Annotated in this window: 14 protein-coding genes and 1 pseudogene; 9 read left to right on the top strand and 6 right to left on the bottom strand. The window is 65.7% G+C overall.

Going from position 1 to position 16264, the window contains the following annotated elements:
* Window positions 1–7 precede the first annotated feature (7 nt).
* Window positions 8–1243 carry an FAD-dependent oxidoreductase gene (locus AC5Y4F_RS16435; protein WP_499997620.1) on the top strand — a complete coding sequence of 412 codons (1236 nt, stop codon included), beginning with the start codon at window positions 8–10 and terminating at the stop codon, window positions 1241–1243.
* Window positions 1236–2228: a Gfo/Idh/MocA family protein gene (locus tag AC5Y4F_RS16430; RefSeq protein ID WP_499997619.1), complete on the top strand. Its 993-nt coding sequence runs from the start codon at window positions 1236–1238 to the stop codon at window positions 2226–2228. The genes AC5Y4F_RS16435 and AC5Y4F_RS16430 overlap by 8 nt, the downstream gene beginning before the upstream one ends.
* On the opposite strand, the gene AC5Y4F_RS16425 is transcribed toward AC5Y4F_RS16430, so the two are convergent.
* Both AC5Y4F_RS16425 and AC5Y4F_RS16420 read right to left on the bottom strand, forming a co-directional pair.
* Window positions 2216–3079: a sugar phosphate isomerase/epimerase family protein gene (locus AC5Y4F_RS16425; protein WP_067933740.1), complete on the bottom strand. Its 864-nt coding sequence runs from the start codon at window positions 3077–3079 to the stop codon at window positions 2216–2218. The genes AC5Y4F_RS16430 and AC5Y4F_RS16425 overlap by 13 nt on opposite strands.
* On the bottom strand, window positions 3076–3684 hold the full coding sequence (locus AC5Y4F_RS16420) for a preprotein translocase subunit SecD (RefSeq protein ID WP_499997618.1): 609 nt from the start codon (window positions 3682–3684) through the stop codon (window positions 3076–3078). Before AC5Y4F_RS16420 ends, AC5Y4F_RS16425 begins: the two co-directional genes overlap by 4 nt.
* 222 nt (window positions 3685–3906) lie before the next feature.
* Between AC5Y4F_RS16420 and AC5Y4F_RS16415 the strand changes: the two genes are divergently transcribed.
* The 7 genes from AC5Y4F_RS16415 to AC5Y4F_RS16385 all read left to right on the top strand — a co-directional run bounded on the left by AC5Y4F_RS16415 (window position 3907) and on the right by AC5Y4F_RS16385 (window position 12277).
* Window positions 3907–4578, top strand: coding sequence for a TetR/AcrR family transcriptional regulator (locus AC5Y4F_RS16415; protein ID WP_499997617.1), 672 nt, complete (start codon window positions 3907–3909; stop codon window positions 4576–4578).
* Window positions 4579–4820: 242 nt separating this feature from the next.
* Entirely contained in the window at window positions 4821–6023 is a 1203-nt protein-coding gene (locus tag AC5Y4F_RS16410) for a cytochrome P450 (protein ID WP_499997616.1), read from the top strand.
* On the top strand, window positions 6023–6859 hold the full coding sequence (locus tag AC5Y4F_RS16405) for a mycofactocin-coupled SDR family oxidoreductase (RefSeq protein WP_499997615.1): 837 nt from the start codon (window positions 6023–6025) through the stop codon (window positions 6857–6859). Before AC5Y4F_RS16410 ends, AC5Y4F_RS16405 begins: the two co-directional genes overlap by 1 nt.
* A gap of 29 nt (window positions 6860–6888) precedes the next feature.
* Window positions 6889–7857: an enoyl-CoA hydratase/isomerase family protein gene (locus tag AC5Y4F_RS16400; protein WP_067933731.1), complete on the top strand. Its 969-nt coding sequence runs from the start codon at window positions 6889–6891 to the stop codon at window positions 7855–7857.
* Between the two features lie 19 nt (window positions 7858–7876).
* Window positions 7877–10228, top strand: a complete 2352-nt coding sequence (locus AC5Y4F_RS16395; protein WP_499997614.1) for a CaiB/BaiF CoA transferase family protein — start codon at window positions 7877–7879, stop codon at window positions 10226–10228.
* Window positions 10225–10986, top strand: a complete 762-nt coding sequence (locus tag AC5Y4F_RS16390) for an SDR family NAD(P)-dependent oxidoreductase (RefSeq protein ID WP_067933727.1) — start codon at window positions 10225–10227, stop codon at window positions 10984–10986. Before AC5Y4F_RS16395 ends, AC5Y4F_RS16390 begins: the two co-directional genes overlap by 4 nt.
* A gap of 13 nt (window positions 10987–10999) precedes the next feature.
* Entirely contained in the window at window positions 11000–12277 is a 1278-nt protein-coding gene (locus AC5Y4F_RS16385) for a hypothetical protein (RefSeq protein ID WP_499997613.1), read from the top strand.
* Here the strand turns inward: AC5Y4F_RS16385 and AC5Y4F_RS16380 are convergent.
* The 4 genes and pseudogenes from AC5Y4F_RS16380 to AC5Y4F_RS16365 form a co-directional block, all read right to left on the bottom strand.
* A complete protein-coding gene (locus tag AC5Y4F_RS16380; RefSeq protein WP_067933723.1) occupies window positions 12274–13635 on the bottom strand; it encodes an HNH endonuclease signature motif containing protein in 1362 nt (453 codons plus the stop codon). The two genes, AC5Y4F_RS16385 and AC5Y4F_RS16380, sit on opposite strands and share 4 nt — an antisense overlap.
* Window positions 13636–13710: 75 nt before the next feature.
* On the bottom strand, window positions 13711–14832 hold the full coding sequence (locus AC5Y4F_RS16375; RefSeq protein WP_067933842.1) for a M24 family metallopeptidase: 1122 nt from the start codon (window positions 14830–14832) through the stop codon (window positions 13711–13713).
* Entirely contained in the window at window positions 14822–16057 is a 1236-nt protein-coding gene (locus tag AC5Y4F_RS16370) for a M24 family metallopeptidase (protein ID WP_067933721.1), read from the bottom strand. Before AC5Y4F_RS16370 ends, AC5Y4F_RS16375 begins: the two co-directional genes overlap by 11 nt.
* Window positions 16054–16230 (bottom strand): annotated as a pseudogene (locus AC5Y4F_RS16365) (amidohydrolase family protein); the annotation flags it as partial. The gene AC5Y4F_RS16370 and the pseudogene AC5Y4F_RS16365, both read right to left, overlap by 4 nt.
* Window positions 16231–16264: the final 34 nt, after the last annotated feature.

Raw genomic sequence — 16264 nt, 5'->3', positions numbered from 1 at the left:
AGCGCTGATGGTCGAGACAACGACGTGCGCCGTCGTCGGCGGCGGCCCGGCGGGCATGGTCCTGGGTCTGTTGCTGGCCCGGGCGGGCATCGAGGTCACCCTGCTGGAAAAGCACGGCGACTTCCTACGTGACTTCCGCGGCGACACGGTGCATCCGACGACGCTGCAGCTGCTCGACGAGCTCGGCCTGGGGGAGCGGTTCGCGAAATTGCCGTACAGCAAACTGCGCAGGGGCACTTTGGAATCCGACGGCCGATCGGTGACCTACCTTGACTTCGAGCGGCTCCGACAGCCGCACCGATACATCGCCATGGTGCCGCAGTGGGACCTGCTGAACCTGCTTGCCGAGGCGGCCCAGGCCGAACCGAGTTTCACCTTGCGCATGCGCACCGAGGTCACCGGCCTCTTACGCGACCGCGACCGCGTCACCGGGGTGCGGTACGACGGGGTCGACGGGCCCGGCGAGCTCACGGCCGAATTGACGGTCGCCTGTGACGGCCGGTGGTCGATCGTGCGCCAGGAGGCCGGGCTCACCGCGCACGAATACCCGGCGAACTTCGACGTGTGGTGGTTCAAGCTACCGCGCGACGGCAACGCGGATCATTCCTTCCTGCCCCGCGTGGGGCCGGGCAAGGCGCTGGCGGTGATCCCGCGCGAGCACTACAACCAGATCGCCTACATAGGCCCGAAGGGCACCGACGCCCAGCTGCGGGCACGCGGCATCGATGCGTTCCGGCGCGACCTCGATGCGCTCTTGCCCGACATGCCCCAGTCGGTCGCCGCCTTGCGGTCCATGGACGACGTCAAGCACCTCGACGTGCGGGTGAATCGGTTGCGTCGCTGGCACACCGACGGACTGCTCTGCATCGGCGACGCCGCCCACGCAATGTCTCCACTGGGTGGAGTCGGCATCAACCTGGCCATCCAGGATGCCGTCGCGGCCGCGACCGTGCTGGCCGAACCCTTACGGCGCCACCGCGTCACCGAACGCGACCTGGCCGCGGTCCGTCGTCGCCGCGGGCTGCCCGCCGCGCTGACCCAGACGGCTCAGCGAGTGCTGCAGACCGTGTTACTACGCCCGGTCTTTCGTGATGCGGATCCCAAACCGCCCGCGCTGCTGCTGAGCGTGTTGCACTGGCTGCCCTCGCTGTCGGCCGTGCCCGCGTATTTCGTCGGCGTCGGGGTCAGACCTGAGCATGCACCGGCATTCGCTCGACGCTCAGTGCAGGGGCGCGATGGCTGACACCGCGATACGCATCGGGATTCTGGGGGCGGCCAGAATCGCACCGCTGGCGTTGATCAATCCCGCCAAGGAGAACCCAGAGGTCGTCGTGGCCGCGGTGGCGGCCCGCGACGCGGCGCGCGCGCGGGCGTTCGCAGAGAAACACGGAATCGCTTCGGTGCACGTCGATTACGCGGCGCTGATCGCCGCCCCCGATATCGACGCCGTTTACAACCCGTTGCCGAACGGCCTACACGGACGTTGGACCCGCGCCGCACTGGCCGCGGGCAAACACGTGCTGTGCGAAAAGCCGTTCACCGCCAATGCGGCCGAGGCGCGCGAAATCGCCGAATTGGCAGCAGATTCGGATCGCGTGGTGATGGAGGCCTTCCATTACCGCTATCACCCGATGATGCTGCGCGCCGAGGAAATCATCGCCTCCGGCGAACTGGGCGTGCTGCAGCACGTGGAGGCCGCGTTGTGTTTCCCGCTGCCGAAGTTCTCCGACATCCGCTATAACTACGGGCTTGCCGGCGGTGCGACGATGGACGCCGGCTGCTACCCGGTGCACATGGCTCGCACGTTCGGTGGATCCATCCCAAAAGTCGTTTCGGCACATGCCAAACTGCGTGATGCACGGATCGACCGAGCCATGACCGCCGATTTGCGGTTCCCGGCCGGCCAGACCGGTCGGGTGCGCTGCTCGATGTGGTCTTCGCGGCTGCTGCAGATCAGCGCCCGGGTGATCGGCGAACACGGGGAGCTGCGCATCCTGAATCCCGTGCTACCACATTATTTCCATCGGCTCGCGGTGCGGTCGCGGCGGGGCAAACGGGCGGAACGGTTCGGGCGCCGGAGCTCCTACGCATATCAGCTGGATGCTTTCGCCGCGGCGGTGCTGCGCGGCGAACCGATCAAGACAACCCCGAGCGACGCGGTCGACAACATGACCGTCATCGATGCGATCTACCGCGCCGCGGGCCTCCCGCTGCGTTACCCGAGCTGAACCTCCGACAGCAACCGGCGTGCGGCCTCGACACACGGACGCAGGCGGTCGATCGGACTCACCCCCGCCAGTGCCAATGAGCGCCTGGGAACTTCGATTTCGAGCACGATGTGGCCGGGCAGCGCCCACAGCAGGTCGTGCAGCGGAAGTTCACCGTCACCGGGGACCATGCGTTCGAACATGGCTTCCTTTATGTAATTGTCTACGTAATTGTCTACGTAATTGTCGACTCGCGGTCGCAGCGTTGTGTCGTTGAGCTGGGCGTAGCCGATCTGATCGGCATCGATCGCGGCCAGCTCGGCGGCGCCGGAACCCGACCGCACCAGGTGCATGGTGTCGATCAACAACCGAAATTCGTCGCGGCCCACGTAATGCTTGGCGGCCAGCGCCGAGTTCACGTCGCCGATGGTCAGGCCGGGCACCGGTTCGACGACCGTATCGATATCGCGCTGGGCGGCAAGCTCGGTCAGCGCAGCGAACTGGTCAAGCGTTCGGGGCAGGTCGGGGTCCAGGCTGACCACGTTGATCCGGGGGACACCGAGCTCGGCCAGCACGTCGAGGTCGCCGCGCAGTGCGCTGACGTCGGCGCCGGGCAGCACGAGAAACCCGTCACCCAGCGAGATGGTCACGCCCCGGTGGTCCATCGCGGCGAGCAGGTCTTTGCGCAGACCGGCGTCGTCCCTCAGGGAGAAGGGCGGATAGCCTAACGGAACCAGCGGCATCCCCTGCACGGCCACCGACACGTAGCGGCATCCCAGGTCCGCGGCGAGATTGACCAATTCGATTGGGGGCATCCCGAATACGCTGAGCATGCCGATACCGAGGCGATCCGTACGCCCCGAGGCGGTCATGCGGGGCGACCGACCAATTGGGCCAAATGCGTTGCACCCTCAGCTGTTTGGGTTGTCAGCACGATCCGACCGGTCGTGGCCGGTTGTTCGATGATCGGCGCCTCCAGGACCATGTTGTCGCGGATGAAGGCCACGTGGTCTTGCAGATGCGCGCCCGTGAATTCGGTCCAGGCGGCGGCCGACGGCGGATCCAGCACGACGGTCAGTTCGTAATAGTCCGCGGTCAGCGACTTCGGGGGTTCCACCTGAATGAGCCCGAGCTGCATGGTCTCGGGACCCAACGTATAGACGGTGGTTCGCCCGATGTCACAGGTGGTGAGGACGTCGGCCGGTTTCACCGGAGCGTTCGGATCCGTGGCCGGGCACTTCACGGCGGGCGTTGTCGGTTGTGACTTCGTCACCGGCCGAACCGGCAGCGGTGCGATCTTCACAACCGGCCGGGGTGGCGGGGGCGGCGGGGCGGTCGTGCTGGGCGGCGCGGTGGACGACGAGTTGGGCGGCGCCGTCTTATGCGCCTGCTGGCAGCCGCACATCACCGCGGCGAGCAGACCGACGGACCCAAGCCAGGCGGCGGCGATGCGCGCGCTAAAACGACGGTGAATCATCGCCAATGCACTCTACTCGCAGGATCATTGATTTCGCCTCCGACGGGAACTCCTGCACCGCAATTTCTTTGGTGCTTTTCAGCGCCGTCCGTAGAGTTTGCTGACATCGGCGAGGGCCGCCGGAAGGGTCGGGCCTGCGCGCACACGGTACGCCGACGCGCACGGCGCTGCGCTCTTTACCGACACTACGAATATAGAGTAGGGTCGCGTTGCAGGAGAGGCATGGATAAACGACGCAAGCCCAACCCCGCCGAACGCCGCCGCGATTTATGCGATGCGGCGATCAGGTTGCTGGCCGATGACGGGGCCAAGGGGTTGAGCCACCTGAAGGTCGATCGCAAGGCCGGGGTGCCGGACGGTACGACCTCGTTCTACTTCCGCACGCGATCGGCGTTGCTGCGGGCTGCGGCCGAACGCTCGGCCGAGCTCGACCTCGCTGAGCTACAGGCCGTCGCGGACAGTTCCGATGGCGGCGCACCCTCACGGCTGTCGCAGGTGGTCATCCAGTCCGGCAGCGATCCGCAGTTGTACCGGACGAGGGCCCGATACGAGCTGACGATGCAGGCCACCCGCGATCCCGCGCTGGCCGCGATTCTGCAGCAGGCCACCGACGAGTTCACCAAACTGCATCGGGAGATTCTCGTACAGCTCATGCCGCACGGCGCCGAGCTGGATCCGGCCGTCGTCGAGGACCTCAGCAACGTCACGCTGACGTTCATCAACGGCTTGCTGCAGCGGTTCGCACACGGCGACCGCATCGTCGACAGTCCCGAACAGCTCGACGGAATCCTGTCGGCGATCGCGGCCGGGATCTTGAAGCGTTCGGCCAAGGGCCGGCTCACACAGAGCGGCGGACTGCGAGTGTTGCGCAGCCGGGCGGCCGGGTCCGGGTGAGAGTTCCGCCGGGACACGCGGGCTATGGCTCTTGTCAGGGCACCCGCTGTATGGTTCTCTACGAGAATAGAGTAAGTCCACGTTCATGCGCCGTTTTCAGCGGAGCTTGCGCAGATATCAAAGCCACGCAATTAAGCGGAGTGTATAAATTGCCCAACCGAATCCAGCGCTGCGACGCTGGCGGCGCTAGCCCTGGTGCAGGTCATGTGGGCAGCTAAAACTGCAGGGGTAGGAGGGATTTCGTGACGGCGAGCACCGATAGCCATGTTCGTTTCGACCCATACGATGTCGGGCTGATTGCCGACCCGTACCCCATGTTCGCGCGATTGCGCGACGAGGCACCGCTTTACTACAACGCCGAATACGACTTTTTTGCGCTCAGCCGCTACGCCGATGTCAGCAAGGCGCTCGTCGACCACGAGACATACAGCTCGGCGCGGGGGGCGATCCTGGAGCTGATCAAGGCCAACCTCGAGATCCCGCCGGGCATGTTGATCTTCGAAGACCCGCCGATCCACGATGTGCATCGCAAACTGTTATCGCGGATGTTCACCCCACGCCGGATCGCCGCGCTCGAACCGATGATCCGCGAATTCTGCGCTCAGCTGCTGGATCCACTGGTGGGCAATGGACACTTCGACTTCGTCACCGACCTCGGTGCGCAGATGCCGATGAAGGTCATCAGCATGCTGCTCGGCATCCCCGAAGACGACCAGGAATACATCCGCGACCGGGGCAACGCGCAGCTGCGCACCGAGGCCGGCAAGCCCATGGATGCCGCCGAGCATGGCCTATCGGTGGGTGAACAGTTCGAGGCGTACATCGACTGGCGCGCCGAACATCCGTCCGACGACATCATGACCGAGCTGCTCAACGTCGAATTCGTGGACGAAACCGGCACCACCCGGCGGCTGTCTCGCGAAGAGATCCTGGTGTACCTCAACGTCGTGGCCGGGGCCGGCAACGAAACGACCACCCGGCTGATCGGTTGGTCCGGAAAGGTTCTCGCCGAGCACCCCGATCAGCGCCGCGACCTCGTCGAGAACCCGACGCTCATCGAAGCGGCCATCGAGGAATTACTGCGGTACGAGCCGCCGGCGCCGCACGTTTCGCGTTACGTGACCCGCGACGTCACCGTGCACGACCAAACCGTGCCCGAAGGCAGCGTGATGATGATGCTTATCGGATCGGCGTGCCGCGACGAAGCCCAGTTCGGCTCCGATGCGGGCGATTTCAACATTCACCGCAGCGTCCGACCGCATCTCACCTTCAGCATGGGAACCCACTTCTGCCTGGGGTCGGCGCTGGCCCGCCTCGAAGGCCGCGTCGCCCTGGAGGAGATTCTGAAGCGATTCCCCGAGTGGGAGGTCGACCTGACCAACGCAGTCCTCAGCCCTACCTCCACGGTCCGGGGCTGGGAGTGCATGCCGGCACTGGTGTCGTGATGACCGGCCGAGTCGAGGGCAAGGTCGCTTTCATCAGCGGAGCCGCGCGCGGTCAGGGCCGCAGTCACGCCGTCCGTCTGGCGCAAGAGGGCGCCGACATCATCGCGATCGACGTCTGCGGGCCGATCGAAAACCTGGCGTACCCACACTCGACGCCCGAAGACCTCACCGAGACTGCGGATCTGGTCAACAACCTCGACCGGCGCATCGTGACCGCTCAGGTGGACGTCCGCGACTACGACGCGCTGAAGGCCGCCGTCGACAACGGCGTCGAACAGCTCGGGCGTCTCGACATCATCGTCGCCAACGCGGGAATCGGCACCTTCGGCAACAAGCTGCACAAGATCGGCGAGCAGATCTGGCAGGACATGATCGATGTAAACCTTTCCGGCGTCTGGCACACCGTGAAAGCCGGTGTTCCCCACATCCTCGCCGGTGGACGGGGTGGATCCATCGTGCTGACAGGTTCGGTCGGATCGCACAAGGCCATGGCTTACACCGGCCACTACATCGCCGCCAAACACGGTGTCCTGGGCCTGATGCGGGCATTCGCGGTGGAGCTGGGCCAGCACAGCATCCGGGTGAACTCGGTGCACCCGAGTCAGGTCAACACGCCGATGACCATGAATGACATCACCTTCCGGCTGTTTCGACCGGATCTTCAGAATCCGGGGCCAGAGGATTTCGCGCCGTTCTCGCAAATGACCCACATGATGCCGGTGCCGTGGGTGGAAGCCGTCGACATCAGCAACGCCGTCCTGTTCCTCGCCTCTGACGAATCTCGTTACATCACGGGCGTTTCGCTGCCAGTCGATGCGGGCGCATTGCTCAAATAGGCACTAACTCCAAGTGAAAGAAGAGGCCCATGCCCGAATATGACTACGTAAAGTTGAAGAAGGAAGCCGAGCAGTACATCAAGTTCGAAAAAGACAAGAAGAACCGGATCGCGTACATCACCTTCAACCGGCCGGAGGAGCTCAACTCGACCACGCTGGGCATGCGGCACAACTATGCGGACCTGATCCACAAGTGCAACGTGGACGACGAGGTCAAGGTGGTCGTGATCCGGGGTGAGGGAGAAGATTTCGGCAGCGGCGGCGATCTGCCCGAGCAGCGTCCGATGCTGGAGAACCCCGGCTTGCCGCTCCATCACGAACTCGCGATCAACGACGACGACGTCAAGTACCCACCGGGCGGTTCGTACCGCTACCTGTCCACAGTGACCGACTTCTACGCCAAGGCACGGGCCGGAAACCGTCCGCTGCAGGAGCTTCGGAAGATCAGCATCATCGAGGCCAAGGGCTACTGCTACGGGTGGCACTTCTATCAGGCCGGCGACGCCGACCTGGTGATCTCGTCCGATGACGCCCTGTTCGGGCACCCGGCCTTCCGTTACGTGGGCTGGGGACCGCGGCTGTGGTGGTGGGCCGAAACGATGGGCCTGCGCAAGTTCTCCGAGATGCTCTTCACCGGAAGGCCGTTCAGCGCGAAGGAGATGTACGACTGCGGCTTCGTCAACAGTGTGGTACCACGCGACAAGCTGGAGGCGGAGACCGAGAAGTACGCGCTGGCCTGCTCCAAGTCGCGCCCGACCGACACGGTCGCGGTCCAGAAGACCTTCCTCGAGCTGTACAAGCAGCATAAGGGCGAGTACTTCGGCAGCCTGCTCACCGGCATGGTCGAGGGCATGCTGCCGATGATCCAAAACGACGCGGAAGAGGTCGACCTCACCGAAGGTACTTTCAACAAGGGCCTCAACAACGTGGTCAAGGACAACGACTTGAACTTCCCGCCGGAGTGGCGCCTGAGCCGCTCCGGCCGCGCGAAGCCCTGACAATTTTGGCGAGGCGTGCGTGTCCGCGCTGACGGGTATCAGGGTTGTTGAGTTAGCCGAATCCGTCGCGGGGGAGTACTGCGGGAAGCTGCTTGCCGACTTCGGCGCCGAGGTCATCAAGATCGAGCCGCCGAAGGGCGGCAGCGCGACGCGCGCCATGGCGCCCATCCTCGCCGACGGCTGCGAAGGCAGCGCACTGTTCGCCTACCTGAACACCAACAAACGCTCCGTCGTTCTGGACCTGCGCTCGGCCGCCGACGCCGAGCGGCTACACCGGCTGATCGACACCGCCGACGCGGTCATCGAATGCCGGTCCACGGGCTGGGCCGGGCGCCATCCGTCCGTGGTGTTCTGCTCCATCACCCCATACGGCCTTGGGGTGCCGGCGGAATTCGACAATGCGCGGAGCATCAACGTGTTCCACGCCAGTGGGTGGGGATACCACACTCCGAGCCACCCTGACCCCGCAAAGCCCCCGCTGCAGGGACCGGGCCGCTTTCTGGGCGACTACGAGGCCGGGCTGGAGGCGGCACTTTGTGTCGCGGCGTCGCTGTGTGGGCGCCTGCACACCCGCCAGGGCGAGTTCATCGACGTCTCTGGGCAGGCCGTGTTGGTCTCACGCGCCGATTGCATCCTGGGCCGCATCGTCACCGGCGAGGTGCCCGCCGCCGGTGCGCGCGACGATTACGATCAGGCCGGGCCGGCGTCGTTCTTCGCCTGCGCGGATGGCTTTGTCTACCTGTACGTGACCAGCGGGGCCCATTGGGCCGGGGTCAAAACCCTGATGGGCCATCCGGAATGGCTCGATGCGTTCGAGGACGACTGGCTGGAGTTCTCCGTCACCGCCGAGAAGGTCACCGCGTTTCAGCGAGGTTTTGCCGCCTGGGTAGCCGGCCTGCCCAAAGAGCAGGCATCGGAAAGGGCCCAGCGGTTCGGCGTGCCGCTGGTGCCCGTGAATAACGCTGTGGATCTGCATCACTCACCACAGTATCGCCATCGCGGCTTCTTCCAACGGGTTCGCCATCCAGTACTCGGTGAAGCGGCGTACCCGACCGTGCCATACGCGTTCAGCGCCTCGCCCGCGCGAATCACCTGTACAGCACCGATTCTCGGCGAGCACACACTGCCGATCATGGGGAGTATCGACACCCCCCGACCACGGCCGGCGGTCAAGTCGGCGCAACACAAGCCACCCAAGACCCCGCGGGGCGGGCCGCTGGAAGGCGTGCGCATCGTCGAGCTCACCAAGGTATGGGCCGGCCCGTATGCCGGAAAGCTACTGGCGATGCTGGGTGCCGAGGTCATCAAGGTCGAGACGGCCGACAGCCCCGAGGAGATGCGCGCCTACGGCGGCGCCGACATCAACCACGCGCCCTACTTCTTGAGCATCAATCCCGAAATCCTCAGCGTGGACCTCGATATCAAGTCCACAGAGGGCATGGCACGGCTGCGCGAGCTAATCGCCCGCAGCGACATCGTCATCAACAACCTGCGGCCGGGCGCCATGGAACGCCAAGGCCTTGGGTATCAACAGCTCACCGAGATCAAACCCGACATCATCTCCGTGTCGATCAAGATGTGGGGCAACGACGGGCCACTGGGTCACCAAACCGGCTATGCGCCATGCTTTGCCGCGTTGGCCGGGGCGGCGTCGCTGGTCGGCTATCCCGGTGGAGCCCCGCTGGGGACCAGCATGCGTTATGGCGACTCGACGGTGGGTGCGGTCGCCGCATACGCCGCCGTGGTGGCACTGCTGCATCGGGAGCTCACTGGCACGGGACAATTCGTCGATGTGTCGGCCGTGGAGACGCTCTCCTCGATGATAGGTGACTGCCTGCTGGAGCAGTCGCTGACGGGGCGACCTCTGGGTCCGGGCGGCAATGCCCACCCGGACATGTGCCCGCACGGCTGCTACCCCTGTGCCGACGGCGCGTGGATCACGCTAGCGGTCGCGAACGATGCCGAATGGCAACGATTGTGCGAGGTACTCGGCGCCGCGGCACTGGCCGACGAACCCCGCTACGCCAACGCCGACGCGCGGCACCGCCACGCCGAAGCCCTCGACGCGGACCTCGCCCGACTCACCCGAGACCAGGACGCCGAGCGGCTGGCGGAACGGCTGCGCGCAGCCGGCGTGCCGGCCGGCAAGAGCGCCTCATCGCTGGATGTGGTTGCCGATCAACGGCTGTGGGATCGTGGGCTGTACCGATTCGTCACCGATCACCGGGAAGGCCAGCGACCGGTGCTGGGGCCGTCCTGGCGGATGGCCCGCTGCCCGGCCCGGATCGAGCGCGGCGCGCCAAACCTGGGCGAAGACACCGACTACGTTCTATACGCGATACTTGGCAAGCAACCGATGGGCGGAACATGACGGTACTGGCGCGCACTGCGGCCCTGGTCACCGGCGCCAGCAGCGGCATCGGTGCGGCAACGGCTCAAGCGTTGGCGGCCCAGGGATCGGCGGTGGCTCTGCTCGCGCGCCGGGCGGACCGGTTGGACGCGCTGAAATCTCGGATCGAATCCGCCGGTGGCACAGCGCTGGCGGTGGCCGCCGACGTGACCGATGCCGAGCAGGTGGCGGCCGCAGTGCGGCGCACCGTTGCCGAGCTCGGGCGCCTGGACATCCTGGTGAACAACGCGGGCCTGATGCAATCGGCACCCGCGAGCAAGGCGTCGCTGCAGGACTGGGACCAGATGGTGTCCGTGAACGTGCAGGGCGTCCTTTACGCCACCCGCGCGGCGCTTCCCCACCTGATCGACGCGGCCGCCGACTCGCCGCGCGGGGTGGCCGACCTTGTCACGATCAGTTCCACCGCCGGCTGGGTGGCCCGGCCGAACACCGCGGTGTACTCACTGACCAAGTTCGGCGTGAACGCCTTCAGCGAGGGCCTTCGCCAAGAGGTGCTCGGCAAGCGGGTCCGGGTCGGGGTGGTGGGCCCCGGAACCGTCGACACCGAAATCTTCAGCCACCTCGCCGAAACGTCACGCGAGGCGTTCGAACGACAGACCGCCGGCATGGTCATGCTGCGGCCCGACGACATCGCGGATGCCGTGTTGTTCATGGTGACGCGTGACCGCCGGGTCGCGGTCAATCACATGTTGGTGCGCTCTGCCGAGCAGACCTGGTAGCGGCGTAGTCTGGGTGATCGGCGACCATTACGGGTTGCCGTTCCCGGCAGACCCCGCGGCGCTCTTCAGCGGGGGAGCGCCGTTTCTGACCGATGCGTTTCGGGCCTCGGGTGTGCTGCGGAAGGACAGCATCGCTCGGATCAGCGACTTCCGAGAGATCAGCGGTGGCAGCACGGGACGCAAGGTTGTGCTGTCGATCGAATACGAGCGGCCCGCAGCGGATCTGCACACCGACCTGTTCGTCAAGTTCTCCCGTGATCTCGACGATCCGGTACGCGATCGCGCCAAGACCAAGATGGAGTCCGAGGTCCGGTTCGCCTCGTTGGCACGTGCGCCGCAATTCCCCATCGCAGTGCCCAGCCCGCAATTCGCGGACTATCACAGGGATAGCGGCACCGGGATTTTGATCACCGAGCGAATCACCTTCGGTGTCAACGGGGTCGAACGCCAATACCACAAGTGCCTCGATTACGAGATGCCGGCGCCGCTGGAGCATTACCGCGCGCTGCTGACCGCGCTGGCACGGCTTGCCGGCGCGCACCGGTCCGGTCGGCTACCCGCGGAACGCACGGCGCACTTTCCGCTGGATGTGCAGGCCGCGACGGTCGGCGACCGACCGTCGCGGTCCATGGACAAATTGGAACGACGGGTGAATCAGCTGATCGAATTCATCGGCACCCATCCTGGCCTGGTGCCCGCCGGCGTGGGCTCGTCCGAGTTTCTGATGCATTTTGCCAATGAGGCGCCACGATTGGCCCGCTCCGAGGATGCGGTTGCGGACCTTTTGGCCGCGGACGCCGACTACGTAGCGCTGTGCCACTGGAATGCCAATGTCGACAATGCGTGGTTCTGGCGTGATGGCGATGGCACTTTGCGCTGCGGCCTGATGGACTGGGGATGCGTCAGCCAGATGAACCTGGGTATGGCGTTGTGGGGGGCCATGTCTGGCGCCGAAACCGAATTGTGGGACGCCCACCTCGACGACTTGCTGGACCTGTTCGTCGCGGAATTTCACAGCTATGGTGGTCCGTGCCTGGAGCCGGACAGACTGCGCCGACACATGTTGTTGTATGCCGCGGTGATGGGTGTGGCCTGGTTGCTAGACGTACCGGCGTTGATACGCAACCGATTCGATGTCGCACCGACCAGCCGGACGGACCGGCGGATCAGGGACGACGAGCGCGTGCGCGCGCCGCTGCAGATGTTGTCGAACCTGCTGCTGCTGTGGCAGCGAAACCCGGTGGGCGACCTACTTGACGAGGCACTGGAGGAGGAAGGGCGTGTCGCCTAAGGCCCCTCGTCGTCTCGGTCGTGCAGCAGCTTTTCTGGATGATGAAACAGGTTGACGCGTGGCCTTCCTCGGTCCAGGTGCGGGGGCGGCAGCCATTCGGTGTCACCCCTGGCGTTCTTGCGGGTGGTCCAGCCGCCGGGTCGCAGGAGGCGGTGCTGGGGGCCGCAGGCAAAAGTGAGGTCGTTGACGTCGGTGGTGTGGCACCTGGACCAGTCGGTGACGTGGTGAACCTCGCAGTAGTAGCCGGATGTGGTGCAGCCCGGGGCCGAACAACCACGATCCTTCGCGTACAGGACGATTCGCTGGCTCGGTGACGCCAGGCGTTTGGTGTGATACAGCGCCAGTGCCTTGCCCTTCTCGAAGATCGCCAAATAGTGATGTGCGTGCCGGGCCAGGCGGATCACGTCGCTCATCGGCAAGAGGGTGCCCCCACCCGTCAATCCATGCCCCGCGGTGGATTCCAACTCGGCCAGTGTCGTGGTGACGATGATCGAGGTCGGTAAGCCGTTGTGCTGCCCGAGCTCGCCCGACGCGAGTAGACCTCTGAGCGCAGCGTTGAGCGCGTCGTGGTTGCGTTGGGCACCGCTGCGGGAATCCTTTTCGATGGTCTCCTCACTCGGAGATCCCTGCGCGCAGGGGCTTTCGTCATTGGGATTGCACATGCCGGGGGCGGCGAGTTTGGCCAAGACGGCTTCGACGGTGGCGCGCGCTTCGGGGGTTAGCCAGCCGCGCAGCTGCGACATGCCGTCGGCTTGCTGGTTGCCCAGGGTCAGGCCGCGCTGGCGGGCGCGGTCCTCGTCACTGTAGTTGCCGTCGGGGTTGAGGCAGTCCGCCAAGATGGTGGCCAGCTCGTGAAGCTGTTCGGGCCGATACCGGGTGCCTTCGGTGGCGAGTTTGGCCTCCGCGTGCTCGCGGGTGGCAGCATCTATCCAGCCGGGCAACTGGTGGTAGAACTTGCGGATCACCGAGACCTGTCCGGTGCCGAGTGTGCCGCGGCGTTGGGCGGCCGCGGTGGCGGTCAGGGCCGGTGCCACGGGTTCGCCGGTAAGGCCATGGCGCGGGCCCAGATCCCGCGCCTCCTTGATGCGGCGGGTCGCTTCGGCGCGGCTGATCAGCGTCGCCTCTGCTATCGCATGCGGCAGCGTACCGCCGAGATCTTGCGGCGTCGCCTGGCGGGCAAGGTTATTGATGAGCGGATACTCGATGGCCGGCAATCGGCGGCGCACCTTCTCGCAGCGCTCCAGCATCGCCAACTGTTCGCGGGTGGCCAGCGCGTCACAGTCATAAGCGATCAGATCGTCAACGGCAGCATCGATGGTCTCAAAAGCCGCCGCCAAGGCCTCCCGATCTACGCTCACACCTCGAAGCTAGCGGAGCCTACCGACAAAAAGCGCCACCCTGATGCCAGTGAAGCCACAGTGGCACAAGTGATTTCAGTGGGCCCAGGACGGGCTGGTGGTCAGTACCTCGACGCCATTGTCGGTGATATGCACCGTGTCTCGACGGAACACCGCGCCGACGCCCTGCTGCCACACATACGCGGTGAGCGCCAACACCATCCCGGCGTCGAGTCGGTTGTGTTCGCCTGCGGCCAAGAGCGCTTCGGACACTACCGGCGGATCGAACCCCAGGCCCAGGCCGTGCGCGACCGGCATGGCCGGGATCGGTTCACCCGCCGCGTCATACGCGGCAAGCAGATCGCGGGTGTCCGCGCCTGCCCGGCAGGCGGCAAGCATCCTGGCGTACAACCGATCCGAGCGCTCGAAGAGCTCGCGGGCCTCGGCGGTGACGCTAGCACCGGCCGGCCAGGTTCGGCCGACCTCGGCGACGTAGCCATTGGCCAGGGCGCCGGCGGCAAAGGCCACGAGGTCGCCCGACCCGACCTCGTGCGCGGCAGCGCACCGCCCCGGCTGTTCTCGCGACGTCACCCACGCGGCGTCCTGGGTGGCGGGCGTGCTCACCCCACCCGCGGCCATGGCCTCCATCATCACCCCGGCCAGCGTCCGCTCCGAAACACCCGGCGCCAATTCGCCCAGCGCGGTGGCCAGTCCGTGTTCGGCGACACGCAATGCCTGATCCATCGCCGCGATTTCATCGGCCGTCTTGATGCGCCGCGCCGCACGCATCGCAGGCTCGGCGTCGACCAGCTCGGCATTGGGAAACGCGTCGGGTAACAGTGCGGCGAAAGTCGGTGTGATCGCGTCGGTTCCGACCCGCCGGGCCGACTCGGCTCCGTCGATCTTCTTCAGGACGTCGATGAGCGTTATCGGGTTCCAGGCCAGCCCATACAGGTGATCGCGACCGATCTCCTCCGGAACACCCTCATCGTCGGTGCTGTTGAGGTAGATGTCTCCGGTGGCGCGCACCAGCACACACATCGGACCGAAGGGCCGGGTGCCGGCGATCCACAGCTGCGGGGCGCCGGTGACGTAACGGATGTTGGCCTGCCGGCCCAGCACCAGGATGTCGAGGCCGTGCCGCTCCATCTGGACCAGCGCCCGTTCGCGACGGCCCGAACGCAAAGCGCGCGCGTCGGGCAGGACCTCAGTCACCATAGGGGGTATAGGGGTAGTCGGTAATCGGTGTGTAGCCCTCTTCGGTGATCACCACGATCTCCTCGCTGCGATAGCCTCCGGTGCCGTCCTCCCACACCACGGGTTCCAGCACCAGAACCATGCCGGGCGGAAAGACGAAGTTGTCGTCGAACTCCTCGCCGAGATCCGTTCCGATCATCGGAGCTTCGGCGGGGTAGGTACCGATCCCGTGGCCCAGGTACAAGTGCGGCAGCCATGGTTTGCGGCCGCCGTTTGCCGCGATCGCCGCGCGCGCCAAGTCACCCGAGGTCACGCCGGCTTTGGTGACCGCGAGCGTGGCGTCCAAAATCGCGCGCCACCGCCGGAATTGGTCTTGCTGTCTCGGGGTGGGTGACTCGCCGACAATCCAGGTGCGCCCGAAGTCTGAGCAGTAGCCGTGGTAGGTGATGCTGATATCGGTCCACAACACATCGCCGGTGGCCAGTTCCCGAGCGGTCGGGAGCAGCGGCAGCGCGAGATCACCGTGCGTCGTCCACACCCCCTCCTCCCGCGAAATCGGCATCACCTGCCAGATCGCCTCCAGCATGTTGGTGGTGGCGCCGAGTTCGAACGCGCGCCGGACGAAGGTGGCCGAAAGATCGATCTGTCGCACGCCGGGCCTCAGTGCCTGCTGCACATCGACGATCGCTTGTTCGGTGATGCGAGCCGCCGTGCGCAGACACGACAACTCGTCGCGGGTCTTCACCAATTGCGCGGCGCCGAGCACGATCGCCGCATCCGTCGGGGGCCCCGCGGGGAATAGCGTGGCCGCCGCCCGCCGCATGGCACCCGTGAGTTCGTCGACGGCGATGTGTGCTCCCGGCCGGACGATACCGGACAGCGTCCGCGCGAAATCACGGACACCATAGTCGGATTCGAGGTAAGCGGGGCCATGCAGATGGTCGTCCGGCACGGGATACTCCGCCGACGCCCCGCTGCGGAACGGCATGAACAGGTGCGGATGTACGTCCTCGGCGAGCACGACGGCGACTGGGCGCTCCACGTGTGACAGGCCCGCGTCCAGCAGCGGCCAGCTGGCGCCCGTCGCGTATCCGACGTAGCCGTTCATCAGCAAGATCAGCGCGTCGACACCGTGTTCGGCCATCGCGGACCGCAGCCGCGCTGCGGTCTCGGTGCGCATGCGGGCCCAGTCCGGCTCATCGGGGATGTCGAGCGCGCAGGGGTGGGCGGTCAGTGAGTTCGTCATGCGGAGATTCCCAGGAACTTCCTGATATTGTCGCCGACAACCCGAACGGCATCGTCGGGGCCGACGGCGTCGACCACCGCGGCGAGCGACCTCTCCGAATAGCCGAAAGTGCTTTCGTTGTGCGGGTAATCGGAGGACCACATCAGCTTGTCGATTCCGATCTCGTCGATCTGGCACATACGAACGGGCAGCCGGGCGCCCGCGTCA

This window comes from Mycobacterium sp. NGS56 (genome assembly GCF_059812425.1).
The sequence above is the reverse complement of the archived record's forward strand: the minus strand, read 5'-3'. Positions and strand labels throughout refer to the sequence as shown.

Coding starts and splice junctions, on each gene's coding strand:
- AC5Y4F_RS16425 (WP_067933740.1), bottom strand. CDS start 3,079: ATGACCGCCTCGGGGCGTACGGATCGCCTCGGTATCGGCATGCTCAGC.
- AC5Y4F_RS16415 (WP_499997617.1), top strand. CDS start 3,907: ATGGATAAACGACGCAAGCCCAACCCCGCCGAACGCCGCCGCGATTTA.
- AC5Y4F_RS16400 (WP_067933731.1), top strand. CDS start 6,889: ATGCCCGAATATGACTACGTAAAGTTGAAGAAGGAAGCCGAGCAGTAC.
- AC5Y4F_RS16435 (WP_499997620.1), top strand. CDS start 8: ATGGTCGAGACAACGACGTGCGCCGTCGTCGGCGGCGGCCCGGCGGGC.
- AC5Y4F_RS16405 (WP_499997615.1), top strand. CDS start 6,023: ATGACCGGCCGAGTCGAGGGCAAGGTCGCTTTCATCAGCGGAGCCGCG.
- AC5Y4F_RS16420 (WP_499997618.1), bottom strand. CDS start 3,684: ATGATTCACCGTCGTTTTAGCGCGCGCATCGCCGCCGCCTGGCTTGGG.
- AC5Y4F_RS16375 (WP_067933842.1), bottom strand. CDS start 14,832: ATGGTGACTGAGGTCCTGCCCGACGCGCGCGCTTTGCGTTCGGGCCGT.
- AC5Y4F_RS16390 (WP_067933727.1), top strand. CDS start 10,225: ATGACGGTACTGGCGCGCACTGCGGCCCTGGTCACCGGCGCCAGCAGC.
- AC5Y4F_RS16370 (WP_067933721.1), bottom strand. CDS start 16,057: ATGACGAACTCACTGACCGCCCACCCCTGCGCGCTCGACATCCCCGAT.
- AC5Y4F_RS16430 (WP_499997619.1), top strand. CDS start 1,236: ATGGCTGACACCGCGATACGCATCGGGATTCTGGGGGCGGCCAGAATC.